An 18,339-nucleotide genomic window follows, 5' to 3' on the forward strand; every position below is an offset into this window, starting at 1 on the left:
GTCTAAACGAATGGCTATGGTAACTTAATGTTAGTCTAAGCTTCGACTTTCACACCTTTCCAGAAAGCAATATAACCTTCAATGTTTTTCGCTTTCTCTTTGGTGCTGGGATAGTACCAAGCTGCATCTTTGTTGACTTGTCCATCAACTTCAACACTGTAGTAACTAGCGACTCCTTTCCACGGACAAGTGGTGTGGGTATTGCTATCTGTAAAATACTGTTTGTTAATAGCGTCAGCAGGGAAGTAATGGTTTCCTTCTACGACTACGGTTTCATCGCTTTCGGCTAAAATTGCACCGTTCCAAGTTGCTTTCATAGTGAGGATTGAAAAAAAAGTTTACAATTCTTATTGTTACATTTTTAGGTGACGACTGGGTGGTATTTATAAAACTCATGGAAATAGGCTAAGATTACCCTTGATTTGCGAGATTTACTGAATTGTGTTAACATTTTTGCGAAACATCACTTGCATCTGCTGAAATAATCTTTACACCAACTTAATTCATAGTAAATTTATGGAACCTTTAACACTCATGGCTGTTGTAAATACTATTGCTGCGATATCAAGTAACCCTATGGTAAGTAAACCTCTAGAAAAAATTGGCGATAAACTTTACGAAAATTTTGGTGATGTCATCTGGACGCAAGTAGGGAAATTAATCACTAAGTTACGTGAAAAGAAGCTAGTAACGCGATTAATTGAGGCTGTTGATGCAACTGAACCCCTGCCATTAGATTATGGTCAAGCCGTGTTAGAACTCACCGCAGCAGCCGAGAAAGACCCAGAAATTGCTCAAGCGGTTCTAGATGTAGAAGCAGCAGTTAATAATGAACAGTCGGAAACTGCTAAGAAAATTCAAGCGAAAGCAGAAGAAATTAAAAATCAGCCTTCAGTTATTAACAAGTTTACAAAATTGGCAGAGGAAATAAAAGCAGAAAAAGGGTCAATGGTTGCCCAACAAATTACAATTGGGACACAAAATAATACTTATAACTGACTACAGCCGCCCGATGGGGAGAGTCGGGCAAAGTCAACTCCCATTAATTGGCCAGAAATCTGCCGGGAAATGTTGGCAGAAAGGCAAAAATTAACTACAAATACCCTCACTTATTCTGAGGGTGTTAATTTGCAAGTGAAAGATGTTTATGTGCCACTAGGTTTAGTGGAACGGAAAAAAATATCTAAGCGTGAAAATGATTCTTTCCCAGATAAAGGATCAGAACTTTATCAAGAACTTGAAATTATTAGAAAGTTTGAGAATCAGGAATTTTTAGAACAAGTTTTAAAACAGAAAAACACGCCCAAAAGTAAAGGTAACCGCATTGCAATTATCGGTGAACCTGGTGCGGGTAAAACTACCTTATTACAACAAATTGTTGATTATTTATCTCAGGAAATTAATCAATCAATTATTATTTGGATATCTTTAGCCGATTTACAAGGTGAAAAATTAGAAAAATATTTATTTGATACTTGGCTAACTGCTGCTAGTCACAGAATAGGACAAGCAGAAGCTACAGACCAAATGAAAAATGATTTTGTCACCCAATTAAAACAAAGCCAAGTATGGCTATTATTAGATGGGTTAGATGAAATATCTGTAAATTCAGGTAATGCTTTAACAGATATTGCTCGACAAATTCGAGAAAGTGGCTGTATTAATCAAGCGCGAATTGTTTTAACTTGTCGGTTAAATTTATGGGATGGTAGCAGCAATGCGCTTAATGATTTTGATACCTATCGAACTTTAGATTTTTCTTATCCTGAACAGGTAGAAAAGTTTATTGATAAATGGTTTACCGCGATTTCTGAACCAGATAGAGAACGAGGTAAACGATTATGTAATACTTTAAAAGAATCTGGTAAAGAGCGTATTCGAGATTTAGTTAAAAATCCTCTGCGGTTAACACTACTTTGTTTAAATTGGCAAGCGAAAGAGGGAAAGTTACCAGATACACAAGCGGGATTTTATCAGCAATTAGTTGATGATTTTTATAAATGGAAAAAAGATGAATTCACCACAAAAGCAGCACAACGTCAACAACTGAATATTAAATTAGGTGAATTAGCAAGGGAAGCGATAGATAAAGAAGCAACTCGTTTTCGCTTGCGAGGTGAGTTTGTTAATCAGTTTTTGGGTGATGCTGATGATGAAAATTCACTACTAAATTTAGCCCTGAAATTAGGTTGGCTTAATAAAGTGGGAGAAGATACAGATAAAAAACCTGTTTATGCTTTTTTTCATGCCTCATTTCAAGAATACTTTGCATCTACAGCAATTAATGATTGGGATTTTTTCTTACCCAGAAACCATAAAAATAAACCTGTAATAAACAAAAAATATCGTATTTTTGAACCACAGTGGAAACAGACAATATTGCTGTGGTTTGGACGTAGGGATTTACGCAAAGAGGAAAAAGAAGCATTCATTAAAGCATTGATAGATTTTCAAGATGGCTGTGTGAAATATAAAGGTAAAGGGTTTTATGGCTATCGAGCCTATTTTTTAGCTGCTGCGACAATTACTGAGTTTAAAGACTGTGATAGAGCAGATGAAATAGTCAAGCAGATTGTTAATTGGGAATTAGGTTATTTTGGCACTATTAAAGAGCAAGTTACAGCAGCATTGCAAGAAACGGAACGGACAAAAGCGATCACCGCTTTAGTGCAACTCCTGGATAGATCAAAGGATGAGGATACCCGTAGACTGGTGGCTAATAGCTTAGGAAAAATTGACCCTGGGAATGAAAAAGTGATCGCCGCTTTAGTGCAACTCCTAAATACATCAGAGTCTGATTCCAAGCGTTGGCAGGCGGCTGATAGCTTAGGGAAAATTGACCCTGGGAATGAAAAAGCCATCTCTACTTTGGTCAAACTTCTAGATGAGTCCAAGGATAATTTCACCCGTTGGCAGGCGGCAGGAAGTTTAGGAAAAATAGGCATTGGTAATGAACAAGCTATCTCTGTTTTGTTGCAATTAATAAAACCTAATCAGGTTGACTATTATACTTATCCGCAGGTGGCTCAAAGCTTAGAAAAAATAGGCATTGGTAATGAACAAGTTATCTCTGCTTTCATACAACTACTGATATCGGATGAGGTTAATGACAAAATCCGTAAGCTGGCAGTATCTAGCTTAGAAAAGATAGGAACTGGTAATGAAACAGCTATTGCCGCTTTGTTACAAATACTGTTATCGACTGATGTGAATAACACAACTATTAAGCTGGTAGCAGAAAGCTTGGGAAAAATAGGTATTGGTAATGAAAAAGCCATCACTGCCTTGGCGCAACTGCTAACTTCAAACGAGGTGAATGACTACATCTACAGGCTGGCAGTCATAAGTTTAGGGCAAATTGCCATAGACAATCAACAAGCAATAAATACTTTAGAGCAACTGCTGAACCTTAATGGGGTGGATAAATCTATTCGTTTGCAGGCCGCTAAAAGCTTAGGACTAATTCATCCAGGTAATCAACAAGCAATAAATACTTTAGAGCAACTGCTGAACCTCAATGGAGTGGATAACTCTATTCGTTTGCAGGCCGCTAAAAGCTTAGAACTAATTCATCCAGGTAATCAACAAGCAATAAATACTTTAGAGCAACTGCTGAACCTCAATGGAGTGGATAACTCTATTCGTTTGCAGGCCGCTAAAAGTCTATTGAAAATTAACCGAAGCAATGAACAAGCAATTGGCACTTTAACGCAATTGCTAAACTCAACAGATGTCAATAAACGCATCCGTAAACAGGCAGTATCTAGCTTAGGAACAATAGACATTGGCAATGAAGCAGTAATCACGGCTTTGGTAAAAGTGCTAACTACAAATAAAGTAAATGATTCTATCTGTTCATATGCCGTTCAAAGCTTGGGACAAATAGCCCAAGACAATGAAAAAGCTATAAGTGCTTTATTACATTTGTTAATTTCAGATGAAATAGGTATTTTAACTCTGGCTGAAGTGACTCAAAGCTTAAAACAAATTGGTACTGGTAATGAACAAGCAATTACTGCCTTGGGAGAAATACTATTGTCAAATACAGTCGATAAATATAAGCTTGTGCAGGTAGCAGAAACCTTAAAGAACATCTTGGAAAACAATCAGTTTGCCAAATTAGTGATACAATTCAAACATTACTTGAATGATTCTCGGTTATTTGTAGCTTGTTACTCCGTCATCTACTATTGCTCCCAAAATATGCCCTATCCTGAATTTTATCAAGCTTGGCATCAGCCTCACTTTTATACTCGCTTAGTACAAACTGTAAAAAGTATTTTCCAAAAAGATTTAAACAAATATGCCTACAACCTTAAAAATTTAAAAATTTAGATTAAAAAATTACTCAAACCAATCTTCACCACCCGGTAATTGTGATAAATAATTATCAATCATCTTTGCTAACTCTTTAGGTTGATATTCATAAATTAACAACAAAAGATTTTCAGCAAAATCAATTAATTCTTTTCCTTGTAATCTTTGAGAAACTTGACTCGCTTTTAACGTCCCGCCCAAAATATCCGCACTAGCTGGACGAATTGCCATTTCTACTGCTTCTGCTAACAATTCTCGCCATTCATCAGAATTAATATAATAGGATTTTTGATTATCTTTAATATTCAATTTGGCAATTTGAATCACAGAATCAGAAATAGAAGCAATCCAAGAATTAGTTAAACGTTGTTCAATTTGATTTTTAATTAGATGAATAACCAATTTCACTAAAAAAGCTTCTATTTTTCGCAAAGTTGCCTGTTTACTCATCTCCTCCAAATCATCAATAATTTCTAAAGCATCATCATAACGCCCTTCTAAGATACTTTGTCTTAAATCTATTAATTCTTGGGTCATAGTTATTTCCTATAATTAGCGATGGGTGATAAAATCATTATCTTCATCCTGTTCATCCTTAAATCACAGAAATCCTGATATGGCTTGCGCCACGCTACGCTATCAGACAATTTCCCTTCATCCCTGTTTATAATTATAAACACTATTCCCTGTTCCCTATTTCCCAACATGAGTTAAAATCCTGATATCTTCATAACTACCCATACAGGCATCACCCGCACAGCTATCTACCATGCTTCAGTATCCCCACCTTGAAAAAGCCTTAAAACATCACTTTGGTTATGATCAATTTCGCCCTGGACAAAGGCAAATTATCGAAGATGCGCTGCAAAATCGAGATTTAATGGTAGTGATGCCCACAGGTGGTGGTAAATCTTTATGCTTTCAATTGCCTGCACTGTTAAAACCAGGTTTAACAGTAGTAGTATCACCGTTAATAGCATTGATGCAAGACCAAGTGGAAGCACTGCGAACTAATAATATTTCTGCCACATTTCTGAATAGTAGCCTTAACACCTATAAAGTTCGCTCTCGTGAAGAAGCGATTATGAATGGTAAAGTAAAATTACTTTATGTTGCCCCAGAACGCCTTGTTAGTGACAGATTTTTGCCGCTTTTAGATGTAGTTAAAGAAAAAATCGGCATTGCTAACTTTGCTATTGATGAAGCCCATTGTGTTTCTGAATGGGGACATGATTTTCGTCCTGAATATCGTCAGTTAATTTTACTCAGAAAACGTTATCCCCAAGTACCTACTACAGCCCTAACTGCTACAGCTACAGATCGTGTTAGGTCTGATATTATTCAACAATTAGGTTTAAAACAACCGAGTATTCATATTGCCAGTTTTAACCGCCAAAATCTTTATTATGAAGTTCGTTCTAAAAGTAAACAGGCTTATGCAGAATTATTAGAAATAGTTAGAGAAAATGAAGGTTCAGGAATCATCTATTGTTTAACCCGCAAAAAAGTTGATGAATTAACTTTTAAGTTACAAAAAGATAAAGTTGCGGCTTTGCCATATCATGCTGGTTTAAGTGATGAAGAACGCTCCAAAAATCAAACTCGATTTATTCGGGATGATGTGCGGGTGATGGTAGCGACAATTGCTTTTGGTATGGGTATTAATAAACCCGATGTGAGGTTTGTGATTCATTCTGACTTACCTCGTAATTTAGAAAGTTATTATCAAGAATCTGGTCGTGCAGGGAGAGATGATGAACCTTCACGGTGTACGCTATTCTTTAGCTTTGGCGATGTGAAAACGATTGAGTGGAGTATTAATCAAAAAACCGATCCCCAAGAACAGTTAATAGCTAAACAGCAACTACGTCAAGTAATTGATTATGCAGAAGGAACAGACTGTAGACGCACAATTCAATTAAGTTATTTTGGGGAAAGATTTCCTGGTAATTGTGGCAATTGTGATAATTGTCTTTATCCCAAACCTGTGCAGGATTGGACAATTGAAGCCATGAAGTTTTTATCTTGTGTGGCTAGGTGTAAAGAAAGATATGGAATGGTTTATATTATTGATGTGTTGAGGGGGGCGAAAAATCAGAAAATTGCCCTCAATAAACATGATGAATTATCTACTTATGGAATAGGTAAAGATAGAACAGTAGATGAATGGCGAATGTTAGGAAGATCACTTTTGCATCAAGGTTTATTAGAACAAACTCCCGATGGTTATTCTGTTTTGAAACTTAACCCCTTGAGTTGGGAAGTAATGAGAAAACAGCGTACCGTTTCCATTGCTGTTCCTGTCGCTCAAAAGATTAATTTAGAAGATGGAAATACTAAAGCGGCCGAAGTAGAAATTCTCATGAACAGATTGCGAATTCTCCGTAAACAACTAGCCGATGAACAAGCTGTTCCACCTTATGTGATCTTTCATGATTCTACCCTGAAATTAATGGCGCAAGTACAACCTAAAACTTTATATGAATTTGGCGAACTTTCTGGAGTAGGTAGTCACAAATTAGCTCAATATGGTGATAAATTCTTGGCAGAAATTCAAGCTTATCGCCAAGAACAAAATTTACAAATACCAAAAAATAATCCAGTTTATTACCCAGCAGTTGATAACTTCCCATCTGATACCGAATCAAGCACATTAGAGTTATATCAACAAGGTTTAACCATTGAAGAAATTGCTCAAGAACGCAACGTCAGAACTTCTACAATTATCAAACATCTATCAGATTTAATTGAAAAAAATCAACCCGTAGATTTAAATCAATTAGTACCTTTAGAACATCAAAAAAAAATTTGGCAAGTCTTAGAAGTTCTCGGTGATATTTCCTTAACACCTATTCGGGAAAATTTGGGACAAAGCTACACCTTTGACGAAATTCGTTTAGTTAGAGCTAGATGGCGACGGGAAAAACGCAAAACTGAGTTATCATAGCTGCACCATTTTCACAGTTATCAGTTATTAGGACTGACGCACGTGTCACACCAAACATCTCTGCTAGGGTGGGTCAGATGTCACAGATCTGTTTACTGACATGATTTATGCAGTCTGATGCACCCTACTAATATTCCAGTTGCGTAAGTCCTGATTTATGAAAAACTGGGAATTTCTGGACTAGGTTCTGATGCAGGAATAGTAATCTGAGGTTCTTCCTGATTTATTTGATTCTTTTTGGTAATAAAAATTATGGATAGTAATTTAGGTAAAACCAGACAGACAACCGTATTTAACAAAGTTAAAAGTATGCCATCTATTAAACTCATATATTATTCTCCCTTGTGAAAATTGGTTGTAAATATTATCTAGTATGAACTAGAACGTTTATGTTTGAGTAATCACCAGCTTTTAAATTCCTTTGGTTGGATATAAGTAAATTCAATGTTTTCTTTACATAAAAATACCTATCTTAAAAATACTTCACATTAGGCATTCAATTCTCAAAAAAGAAAAGGTTCAAGGGTAAGGGTTTTTCTTTTTTCCGTTATATATATAAAACCTACTCAAAGAGCATAACGTATAAATTAATTAACAATACTCCTTGTCAGCTATGTATTAACCCAGAAATTTTTGGTTGATGTTACAGATGATCCGTTAAACTTACTCATATCCTCATAATAGGTAATTATTTATTCAGATATGAGTAGTTTTAGATAGATATTTTGTTGATTCAGTTCCTAGCCCTAAAAAGTGAGCCATTTATTCTCCGACACGAGGAGAACACTGGGAACAAAATTGAGGGCTAAATTTACAGAATTGGCTCCGAGTAATCGGGTAAACTGTACAATAGGGAAAACTAGTAATTTCTATCTTGGTTGTATTCAACCGAGAATCCATTATTGAAGGTTTACGTGGTTTAGTTTTGAAAGACAACAGCATAGATAGAAACTTGGGAAAGCTTAGACAAGCAACAGCACTGATGATAGTGATTAATAAGGCATCGATTAAACCGATAAGTAATCACCCCCTTGAGAAATGAAGCGGTAACAAGCCATAATTCATAATTCATAATCAAATATTTTAGAGCAACCCTGTTTTTCAACTCTTGCAATTACGTTTTAGATAATTACGACTTACGAATTACCACGAATTAATTGGTCATGGAGTAGCTTGCGCTGTAAAATACATGGAACCATGCACAGACGAAACCATTACCTTTAATCTATATAAATGTAGTTTAGCATAAGTTTTTGTAAATACAACTGTTGAACTTGTGCTACTGTCATACACAGCCAGGAAAGCGGATACTAAATGCTGTTATTAGAAACACAACAAATTTACTATTCCACTAAGTGTTATGTCAAAAATAAAATCCGAATCTCCTTTCTTATCTAACGTCACTGAGCGAGAATACCGAGCATTACAAAGTTTGGTAGATTACACAAGTGTTGAGTCGCTGCCAGAAGTATGGCCTTTGGCTGCAAGACAATTTGGTAATACTGTTGCCCTCCACAACCCCCACGCTAACCCCGAAGTCAAGATTACGTATTCTCAGCTATCAGCCCAAATTCAACGATTTGCGGCTGGTTTGCAGGTATTAGGGGTAAATATGGGCAATGGTGAAACGTCCAGCTACGGTGAACGCATTTCCCTGATTGCAGACAACAGTCCTCGCTGGTTTATTGCTGATCAAGGTATCATGACTGCTGGGGCTGTCAACGCAGTGCGTAGCGCCCAAGCCGAACGGGAAGAACTACTATTTATTATCGCTAATAGTGGCAGTACGGCGCTGGTAGTTGAGGATATCAAAACATTCAATAAATTAGAAACAGGTCTTAAGGACTTACCCATTAAACTGGTAGTCTTGCTTTCTGATGAAACACCACCAACAGCAGAAAATTTTCAAGTGATAAACTTTACCCAGTTGCTAGACCTTGGCAGCAACCAAACATTAGTAGCAATTAAACCAAGCGGTGATGCCTTGGCAACATTAATTTATACTTCTGGTACTACGGGTAAACCCAAGGGTGTCATGCTTTCTCACAGAAACTTGCTGCACCAAGTTAAAAGCTTGGGAGCGATAGTGCAGCCACAACCAGGAGATATAGTTCTCAGTATTCTACCGACATGGCATAGTTACGAACGTAGTGGAGAGTATTTTTTGCTTTCTCAAGGTTGCACACAAGTTTACACAAATTTACGCTTTGTCAAAGAAGATTTAAAAAAGTTTCAACCCAATTTCATGGTTGCTGTACCCCGTTTGTGGGAATCGATTTATGAAGGAGTACAAAAGCAGTTCCGCAGCCAACCAGCCAACAAACAAAAGCTGATTGGATTTTTACTGGACATGAGCCAGAAATATATCACAGCGCGGCGCATTGCTGAAGGATTGAGTTTGACTCATGTTAATGCCTCCGCTATGGAGCGATTAGGGGCGAAAATATTAGAATTAGCTTTATCGCCCTTTCAAGCACTGGGAGAAAAATTAGTTTATGCTAAGGTGCGGGAAGCTACAGGTGGCAAAATTAAGCAAGTTATTAGTGGTGGTGGGGCGCTACCTCGACACATAGATAACTTCTTTGAAATAATTGGTGTCGAGATTTTACAAGGCTATGGCTTGACAGAAACCTCACCAGTAACAAACGCCCGTCGTCCATGGCGAAATTTGCGCGGTTCATCTGGGCAACCAATTCCGGGTACAGAAGTTAAAATTGTTGATCCAGAAACTCGTCAGCCCCTACCAGCGGGACAGCGTGGTTTAGTGCTGCTCAAAGGTCCACAAATCATGCAAGGCTATTACCAAAACCCGGAAGCGACAAAAAAAGTCATAGACGCTGAAGGTTGGTTTGATAGCGGTGATTTAGGTTGGGTAACACCCCAAAATGACTTGGTGCTAACTGGTAGGGCTAAAGATACAATTGTGTTGACCAATGGGGAAAATATCGAACCGCAACCGATAGAAGATGCTTGTTTGCGATCGCCCTACATTGATCAAATTATGCTGGTAGGACAAGACCAGCGCAGCATCGGGGCTTTGATAGTTCCCAACCTGGAAGCCTTGGAAAAATGGGCAGAAAATCAGAATCTAAATTTAAGTACCCCGGACCAAAATCTTGCCTCAAGCAGTCAAAAAATTGACTTAGAGAGTAAAATAATCCAGGATTTATATCGGCAGGAATTGAATCGGGAAGTAAAAAACCGTCCTGGTTATCGAGCCGATGACCGCATTGGACCATTCAAACTAATTCTCGAACCCTTTTCCATCGAAAATGGCATGATGACACAAACCTTAAAAATCCGTCGTCACATTGTCATGGAACAGTATCGCGATATTATTGACGGAATGTTTGCCAAATAACTCCACTTGCAAACTATCAGAGTGAACGTGAAATTTTTATGGATGTATCCAACCCTCAATTGCTTTTAAAGCGCGTAGTTAACGTCAAAGTTATTGTTACTCCTCTCTGGAAAGAGGAAGTACAACAGCAATTACAAGCGCAAATCAATCAACTAGATCAGCAACTGCAACAGCTAGATGTTGAAGGACAAAGAGCAATTACCGCCATTCAAAAACAGAGTTTACAACCACCAGGCCCCCAAACTCTGCAACAAATTGACAATATCCAACTTCAGGTTAATCAAAAGAAAAGTGAACTGCTAGAGCAAAAAAACCAACTACTACAAAACCTTCAGCAAGTGCAATATCTGGAGTTAGATCAGGAAGTCAACCAATTTCAAATGGAAGGCTTTTTCCGGGTAGAACCTGGTGATAACTTGATTAGCAAAATGCAAGTTGAAATTGTGCTACGTGATGGCGTTGTCGAAGAAATTCGCGGGGATATCTAAAATTTAAAGGGAACAGGGAATAGGGAAGTGAGGAGGCAGAAGAAGCAGGGGAGGAAAGGGAAGATGTTTCTCCAGTCCCCATTCCCCAGTCCCCAGTCCCCAGTCCCCAATGATTTGATCAACCAAAATCCTCGTAGCAAGATACAATTCGATCTGGCAACAGCTGTTAAAGTCCATAAAATTATTGATTCTGAAACCACCATTATGAGCATTCATGAAGTATTTATGCCGGCGCTAAGTTCCACTATGACTGAGGGAAAGATTGTCTCTTGGGTGAAATCGCCGGGGGATAAAGTGGAAAAAGGCGAAACAGTGGTGGTTGTCGAGTCAGACAAGGCTGATATGGATGTGGAATCTTTCTATGAGGGATTTCTCGCTCATATTATAGTCCCAGCTGGTGAAAGCGCCCCCATTGGTGCTGCGATCGCTTACGTTGCAGAAACAGAAGCAGAAATCGAAGCTGCTAAGGCTATGGCTGGTGGTGGAAGTGCTGTAGCGGAAACACCCGCACCCGTACCTGTGGCAGCAGCTGCTACAGTAGCCACACCTGCTACAGCCTCTCAAAATGGCTCCAACCATCGGGAAGATCGGCTGGTAGCTTCACCCCGCGCTCGCAAGTTGGCCAAAGAACTGAGAGTTGATTTAAATAGCCTTAAAGGTAGTGGTCCCTACGGTCGTATCGTCGCCGAAGATGTGGAAACTGCTGTTGGTAAAGTTCAGCAACCTACTACCCCTGCTATTACCCCAACTCAACCCGCATCACCAGCACCTGCAAAACCAACACCTGCACCTGCCCCATCTGTACCCGCACCTGCCCCATCTATTACCAGTGCCGTTCCTGGTCAGGTAGTACCATTAACTACTCTGCAAAATGCGGTGGTACGCAATATGATGACAAGTTTATCTGTACCAACATTCCATGTTGGTTATACGATTACCACTGATGGATTAGATAAACTTTACAAACAAATTAAATCTAAAGGCGTAACCATGACGGCGCTATTAGCGAAAGCTGTAGCGGTGACATTACAAAAACATCCTTTACTTAATGCCAGCTATTCAGATCAAGGAATTGTTTATCATCCCAATATCAATGTTGCTATAGCTGTAGCGATGGATGATGGCGGTTTAATTACACCTGTGTTACAGAAAGCTGATCAAGTAGATATCTATTCTCTATCACGCAATTGGAAATCTTTGGTAGAAAAAGCCAGAGCTAAACAACTACAACCAGATGAATACAGCACTGGTACATTTACCCTGTCTAACTTGGGGATGTTTGGTGTAGATACATTTGATGCGATTTTGCCACCAGGACAAGGTTCAATTTTAGCGATCGCTGCTGCTCGTCCGCAAGTTGTAGCTACAGCAGATGGTTTATTTGGTGTGCGTCAACAAATGAAAGTTAACATTACCTGTGATCATCGCATTATTTACGGCGCTCATGCTGCCGCATTCTTGCAAGATTTAGCGAAATTAATTGAAACCAACCCTCAATCTTTGACACTGTAAGCAAAACCTTGACAAACCCATAAATTTTAATTTCAGACTTGGAGTTTTTTTTTAATTCCAAGTTTTTTTTATACAAAAGGAGATAGATCCCCGACTTCTAAAAGAAATAGGGGATCTGTGTATCAGCTATCGCGGTGTAGATGTTAACTGTTATTAATTCAAGTTACTGTGAAAGTGAGTGACATCAGTTGGTAACAAAATCAAACAAAAAATATGACAACAGAACATAGTTTAATTCTGGATATAACAACAGTTTTAACCGCTACCGCATTAGGAGGATTTTTGTCCCATCGGTTGCATCAACCTGTGATACTTGGTTATTTAGTTAGTGGTTTTGCTATTGGACCTTTTGGTTTCAAGTTATTAAGCAATGTTGATGATATTAAATCTTTAGCAGAAATTGGTGTTGCTTTCCTGCTATTTGCATTGGGTGTAGAATTTTCTTTAGCAGAACTCAAACGAGTTAAAGAAATTGCCATTAAAGGCAGTTTATTACAAATTGGTTTAACAATTGCCCTAGTCGCAATAGTAACAGTAATTACTGGTTGGGCTTCTGGAATTACACAAGGGATCTTTTTAGGAGCAGTTTTATCTCTTTCTTCCACAGCAATAGTATTAAAAACACTCACCGAAAAGGGTGAAACTAATACAGTGCATGGGCAAATTATGCTGGCAATATTAATTACTCAAGATTTAGCCTTGGGTGTGATGTTAGCAATACTTCCTGCTTTGCAACAACCAGAAAATATTGCCACAGCATTAGGTTTTGCTTTAGTCAAAATTGCAATATTTGTAGTAGTTGCAATTATATTTAGTCGTTGGATAGTTCCCCGTGTTTTAAGTAATATTGCCGCGACAGAAAGCAATGAGTTATTTCTGTTAGTTCTAATTGCTCTTTGTTTAGGAGTTGCGTTAATAACTGCACATTTGGGACTTTCCATTGCCATGGGGGCATTTGTTGCTGGTTTAATGATTTCCGAAATTGATTATGCTGACCAGGCATTAGCCAAAATTTTACCGTTGCGAGATACATTTGCTAGTCTGTTTTTTGCATCAATTGGAATGCTGATTGATCCGGCTATTCTCATCAACAATTTTGGCATAATTTTAGGACTCGTGGCTTTGGTTTTGTTGGGGAAAGCAGCAATTATTTTCGGAATTGTTTTAAAATTTGGCTACTCTCTCAAAAATGCTATTATAGTCAGTTTGGGAATTAACCAAATTGGTGAATTTTCCTTTGTATTAGCCTTGGTAGGTTTACAATTAGAATTGATATCTCAACAAACCTATTCTTTATTGTTAGGAACAACAGCTATTACACTCATACTCACACCTTTATCTCTCAAAGTTGCACCTTTAATTGCCGAAAATTTAAATCAAAACCCCTTCCTAGCAAAATTCTTACAACGCTTTTCTGCACCGAAAACAATATCTATGCCAGAAACAATTACTGGTCATGTAGTGGTAGCAGGTTACGGTAGAGTTGGGCAAGTAATTGTCAACATCTTACAAACTGAAGGATATCCAGTTTTAGTCATTGAAAATAGCGAAGCATCTGTACAAAGATTGAGATCACGCCAAATTCCTTATATTTTTGGTGATGCAGATTCTGAGTTAGTATTAGAAAAAGCACATTTAGAAACTGCTAAAGCTTTAGCTATTGCTCTTCCCGATCCTGCTAGTACCCGCTTACTTTTAAAAAATGCTCTGGCTATTGCACCTAATTTAGATGTAATTGCTCGTTCACACAGTAACAAGGAAATTGATACTTTAACTCAAATGGGTGCAAAAGAGGTGGTACAACCTGAATTTGAAGCAGCTTTAGAGTTAGGAAATCATTTACTAAAAACCTTGGGTGCAGCAGAAAGTTACATCCAAACTGTTATCAAGACTATTCGCAAAGATAGATATTTAAGTGTTAGACCTGAGAAAGAATAAACGTCAGAAGGCAGGAGTCAGGAGTAATTAATTACGTTCGCGTAGCGTGGCGTATGACTCCTAAGTCGTCACGCAAGCTATAGCCATAGCGTTCTATTACGAATTATTGTACCCTTTCCCCTAGCTTATTCCATAATTCCAGAGGAGAAATTTGACTAAGACCAGAAAATTGACCATCTCCTATTTCAATTACTATCCATTCTCCGCTTTCTAATTGTCCAATATCAACGGCAATATAAGGAACTTGTAAACGTTGAGAAGCGAGAATTGCTAAATTTAATACTTGTTCTTCTTCCGCTGTTGACAATTTGCTTAAATCATCTTTTCCATCCCAATAATAGCCATATTTGAGAATTTGATGATTATAAATAAAACATCTAAATTCTCTTCCCATGGGAAAACCATTATTAGCAAATCTTTGATATCGTAAATTGACTAATTTTCTGACAATAATTCGATCTCTAGCAGCATATTTAAGTTTTAATAACTTGGCTGTTAATTCTGTCAATTCTTCTAAATTATTAGCTACACAAGATTTCCAACCTTGCTGTTTTCTAGATTGAATTGCACCTTTAACAAATACAGGAAATCCTAATAATTCACTAGCTTTAATGCACTCATCTGTGGAAGTAATAATCACACTTTCCGGTGTTAACCCTTGTAGAAGGGGATAAAACATATCAAATTCCTGTGCTATTTGATGTTCTAAAGGATTATTCAGTAATTTGATTCCCTTATCTAAAGCGGCTTGGTATATCGCTTGATATCGTTCTAATTCTGGGATATATCCTACCAAAATTCCCTGAGTTTCTTCAGCATATTGGGGAATATGCCATAGAGCATTTTCGGCTGTACCACAGTCTTGAAAATCTGGGGGGATATAGTAGACTTTAAAACCCAATAATTGGGCAGTTTCAGTCATTAATTTATTTTCTTTAGCACTGGTAGATAGTTCTGTTTGTTCTGTGGCTTCACTAATAACAATCATTAGTTGTTTTTGGGTTTTGTAAATAAACCAATAAATATAAATAAAAAAGTGGGCAATGCCCACCCTAATTTAACCTTTAACGCACATAACTTGTTTAAGTGTTGCTACCACTTCCACCAAATCAGCTTGGTTTGCCATTACTTGCTCAATAGGTTTATATGCACCGGGAATTTCATCTAAAACTCCTGCATCTTTACGACATTCTACACCTTCAGTCTGAGCAATTAAATCATCAAGTGTATAGACGTTTTTCGCCTTATTTCTTGACATTAACCGCCCTGCACCGTGACTACAGGAGCAAAAACTATGAGCATTTCCTTTACCTTTAACAATGAAGGATTTTGCTCCCATTGAACCAGGAATAATGCCATAATCTTCTGTTTGAGCGCGAACTGCACCTTTACGAGTGACATACACTTCTTCGCCAAAATGTACTTCTTTTTCGGCGTAGTTGTGATGACAATTTACCTCTAATAAAGGTTTGCTTACTTTCCCTCCTGATATATGTTTTTCGACGATCTTTTTAAATCTCGCCATCATGACATCACGGTTAAAAAGTGCGTAATTTTGCGCCCATTGTAAATCTTGCCAGTAGGCTTTAAATTCTGGTGTACCAGCGACAAAATAAGCTAAATCAGTATCTGGTAATTTCTCACTTGCCATTTTTCGTAATTCTTTGGCTGTATTAATATGGCATTGTGCGAGTTTATTACCAATGTTGCGAGAGCCGGAATGCAACATTAACCAAACTTGGTTCTCTGTATCAAGACAAATCTCGATAAAATGGTTCAATTTGTTACTGATTGCTGAAGCTTATTCAGTCGCCACAGTCTCATTTCAATACTGTTTCGACTTCTGCCTAATACTTTCATTGAACACTCAACCGAATGGGTAGTAATAAACTGATCTTCTTGAGGTATCCAAAATTTTCTATTGTTAATCCCACAATATCATAAATGAAAGTCGCAATCGATCAAGTCATTTCTGCTTGACTCTATACCTTCCTATTCGGTATAGTTCGGAGTACACCTTCATCCTAATAAATTAACTAATATATCAGGATGCCCAAGTCCCTCTACTCTCTACGGGGCGTTTTACCGCTTCCCTCGGTATTAGCATCGCAGCCTTCACCGATTTGGACGAGTTTTTAATCTTACATCACTGTAAGATGGGGCAATCTTTCACCCCCACCAAGAGAACCCATTTGTTTCATGGCTTTGCTTTCTAAATCTTGCACTCCACGATGCAAGTCTTTAAATGAGCGCCATTTCTGCCAATTAGTTACAGCTTTTTCTACATCTTTGTTTTCATTGAATCCTGTAGGAATTGCTGCTTCAATATCGATGCGAATTTTCTTGAGTTTGCCTTCTAATTGTTCACCTGTAAATTGGGTTTTAATTGCACACATTCCACAACCAATATCTACACCCACAGCCGCAGGTATAATGGCTTCTTTGGTGGCAATAACTGAACCAACTAAGGCACCTTTTCCAAAGTGAACATCGGGCATTAAGGCAACGTGTTTAAATACAAATGGCAAGGATGCAACATTCTTGGCCATTTGGATTTCATCTGAGGCTAAGGGATGATTTGCCCAAGATAAAACGGGTGATGGGGTGTTAATTTCTAATTGTTCGTAGGGCATAATATTAAGTCAAAATTCAAAAGTTAAAAGTCAAAAGATTTAATTTGGCTGGTATGTTTGAACTCATCATTTTAGATTCTATTAAATTTATATTACATATATACTACATAAATATTTATCTGTCAACTTCTGGGAATAAACAACCCGTAACCCTGATTTATTCAAGAAGTCGGGGTTATTTTCGGCTCTGTGGTAAGATAATTAGGGTTTTGCCAGCATCAATGCACACCAGAATGGGTAATAATCATTGGTGAGGATATTACTTCTTCAGTTTTTGGCATAGTGGCATGAGTTTAAAGGCAGTTTTATTCGATTTCAATGGTGTCATCATCAAAGATGAGCCAATTCACCTACAATTGATAGATGAGATTCTAGTGCAGGAAAATTTGCAACCGCAAAAGCTGCATGAGCGTCAAGCTTGTTTGGGCAGGAGCGATCGCGCTTATTTTCAAGACTTGCTCAAAAATCGTGGTAGAGTGGTAACGGAAGAGTATTTAATTCAGTTGCTCACCCGCAAAGCTGAAGCTTACGTGCTGGAACTAGAGAAACAGGAAAAACTGCCTTTATATCCGGGGATAGAAGACTTAATTTTTCAGGTGCGATCGCAAAATCTCAAACTAGGTTTAGTTAGTGGTGCTTTGCATCTAGAAATAGAACTGGTGCTAGAACGTGCCAAACTAACTGAATACTTTAATGTTATTGTCGCAGGTGATGACATCAACACCAGTAAACCCCAACCTGAAGGTTATTTGCTGGCTGTTGAAAGATTCAATCAAGCATACCCAGATTTAAATCTACAACCCCAGGAATGTTTAGCTATTGAAGATACTCCGGCGGGTATTCAAGCAGCCAAACGCGCTCAGATGCAAGTTGTGGGAGTTGCGAATACTTACCCTTTTCATATGCTTCAGCGTCAAGCTAACTGGACTGTTGACTATTTGACTGATTTAGAATTAGAACGGGTAAAGGAAGTTTTTTTGCAAAAAAATGTGAAACTTACTGCGCCTGAGTGTTAAAATATGATATATATGCTAGAGTTTGTGACTCTGCATTAATAAGGGGAATTAGCTCAGTTGGTAGAGTGCTGCGATCGCACCGCAGAGGTCAGGGGTTCGAGTCTCCTATTCTCCATTTGTACATTAA

Annotated in this window: 12 protein-coding genes, 1 tRNA gene and 2 pseudogenes; 9 read left to right on the top strand and 6 right to left on the bottom strand. The window is 38.0% G+C overall.

Features of this window, described 5'->3' with window-relative positions:
* Window positions 1-35 precede the first annotated feature (35 nt).
* Window positions 36-317 (bottom strand): DUF427 domain-containing protein, encoded by a 282-nt coding sequence (locus tag H6G06_RS04840; protein WP_190557615.1) that lies wholly within the window; start codon window positions 315-317, stop codon window positions 36-38.
* Between the two features lie 199 nt (window positions 318-516).
* Between H6G06_RS04840 and H6G06_RS04845 the strand changes: the two genes are divergently transcribed.
* Together H6G06_RS04845 and H6G06_RS04850 are read left to right on the top strand one after the other, a co-directional pair.
* Entirely contained in the window at window positions 517-999 is a 483-nt protein-coding gene (locus H6G06_RS04845; RefSeq protein WP_190557618.1) for a hypothetical protein, read from the top strand.
* A gap of 69 nt (window positions 1,000-1,068) precedes the next feature.
* Entirely contained in the window at window positions 1,069-4,335 is a 3,267-nt protein-coding gene (locus tag H6G06_RS04850; protein WP_190557620.1) for a HEAT repeat domain-containing protein, read from the top strand.
* A gap of 9 nt (window positions 4,336-4,344) precedes the next feature.
* On the opposite strand, the gene H6G06_RS04855 is transcribed toward H6G06_RS04850, so the two are convergent.
* Window positions 4,345-4,854, bottom strand: coding sequence for a DUF29 family protein (locus H6G06_RS04855; protein WP_190557622.1), 510 nt, complete (start codon window positions 4,852-4,854; stop codon window positions 4,345-4,347).
* A 232-nt stretch (window positions 4,855-5,086) separates the two neighbouring features.
* Between H6G06_RS04855 and recQ the strand changes: the two genes are divergently transcribed.
* A complete protein-coding gene (gene recQ / locus H6G06_RS04860; RefSeq protein ID WP_190557624.1) occupies window positions 5,087-7,264 on the top strand; it encodes a DNA helicase RecQ in 2,178 nt (725 codons plus the stop codon).
* 155 nt (window positions 7,265-7,419) lie between these two features.
* On the opposite strand, the gene H6G06_RS04865 is transcribed toward recQ, so the two are convergent.
* Entirely contained in the window at window positions 7,420-7,593 is a 174-nt protein-coding gene (locus H6G06_RS04865; protein ID WP_190558567.1) for a hypothetical protein, read from the bottom strand.
* A gap of 1,031 nt (window positions 7,594-8,624) precedes the next feature.
* Here H6G06_RS04865 and H6G06_RS04870 point away from each other — a divergent pair.
* The 4 genes from H6G06_RS04870 (at window position 8,625) to H6G06_RS04885 (ending at window position 14,563) form a co-directional block, all read left to right on the top strand.
* Window positions 8,625-10,625 (top strand): AMP-dependent synthetase/ligase, encoded by a 2,001-nt coding sequence (locus H6G06_RS04870; RefSeq protein WP_190557626.1) that lies wholly within the window; start codon window positions 8,625-8,627, stop codon window positions 10,623-10,625.
* Between the two features lie 38 nt (window positions 10,626-10,663).
* Window positions 10,664-11,113, top strand: a complete 450-nt coding sequence (locus H6G06_RS04875; protein ID WP_190557628.1) for a YlqD family protein — start codon at window positions 10,664-10,666, stop codon at window positions 11,111-11,113.
* Window positions 11,114-11,317: 204 nt separating this feature from the next.
* Complete coding sequence (locus H6G06_RS04880; protein WP_190557630.1) at window positions 11,318-12,625, top strand: dihydrolipoamide acetyltransferase family protein; 1,308 nt, start codon at window positions 11,318-11,320, stop codon at window positions 12,623-12,625.
* Between the two features lie 213 nt (window positions 12,626-12,838).
* Window positions 12,839-14,563, top strand: coding sequence for a cation:proton antiporter (locus H6G06_RS04885; RefSeq protein WP_190557632.1), 1,725 nt, complete (start codon window positions 12,839-12,841; stop codon window positions 14,561-14,563).
* A 103-nt stretch (window positions 14,564-14,666) separates the two neighbouring features.
* Here H6G06_RS04885 and H6G06_RS04890 read toward each other — a convergent pair whose 3' ends face one another.
* The 3 genes and pseudogenes from H6G06_RS04890 to H6G06_RS04900 all read right to left on the bottom strand — a co-directional run.
* A complete protein-coding gene (locus tag H6G06_RS04890; protein WP_190557634.1) occupies window positions 14,667-15,551 on the bottom strand; it encodes an ATP-grasp domain-containing protein in 885 nt (294 codons plus the stop codon).
* Between the two features lie 69 nt (window positions 15,552-15,620).
* Window positions 15,621-16,340: pseudogene (locus H6G06_RS04895) on the bottom strand (RtcB family protein); the annotation flags it as partial.
* Between the two features lie 394 nt (window positions 16,341-16,734).
* Window positions 16,735-17,196: pseudogene (locus tag H6G06_RS04900) on the bottom strand (RtcB family protein); the annotation flags it as partial.
* A gap of 287 nt (window positions 17,197-17,483) precedes the next feature.
* Here H6G06_RS04900 and H6G06_RS04905 point away from each other — a divergent pair.
* Together H6G06_RS04905 and H6G06_RS04910 are read left to right on the top strand one after the other, a co-directional pair.
* Window positions 17,484-18,212 (top strand): HAD family hydrolase, encoded by a 729-nt coding sequence (locus H6G06_RS04905; RefSeq protein ID WP_190557636.1) that lies wholly within the window; start codon window positions 17,484-17,486, stop codon window positions 18,210-18,212.
* 42 nt (window positions 18,213-18,254) lie between these two features.
* A tRNA-Ala gene (locus H6G06_RS04910) sits at window positions 18,255-18,327 on the top strand.
* Window positions 18,328-18,339 lie beyond the last annotated feature (12 nt).

The sequence above is a fragment of the Anabaena sphaerica FACHB-251 genome (assembly GCF_014696825.1).
Classification (GTDB): Bacteria; Cyanobacteriota; Cyanobacteriia; order Cyanobacteriales; family Nostocaceae; genus RDYJ01.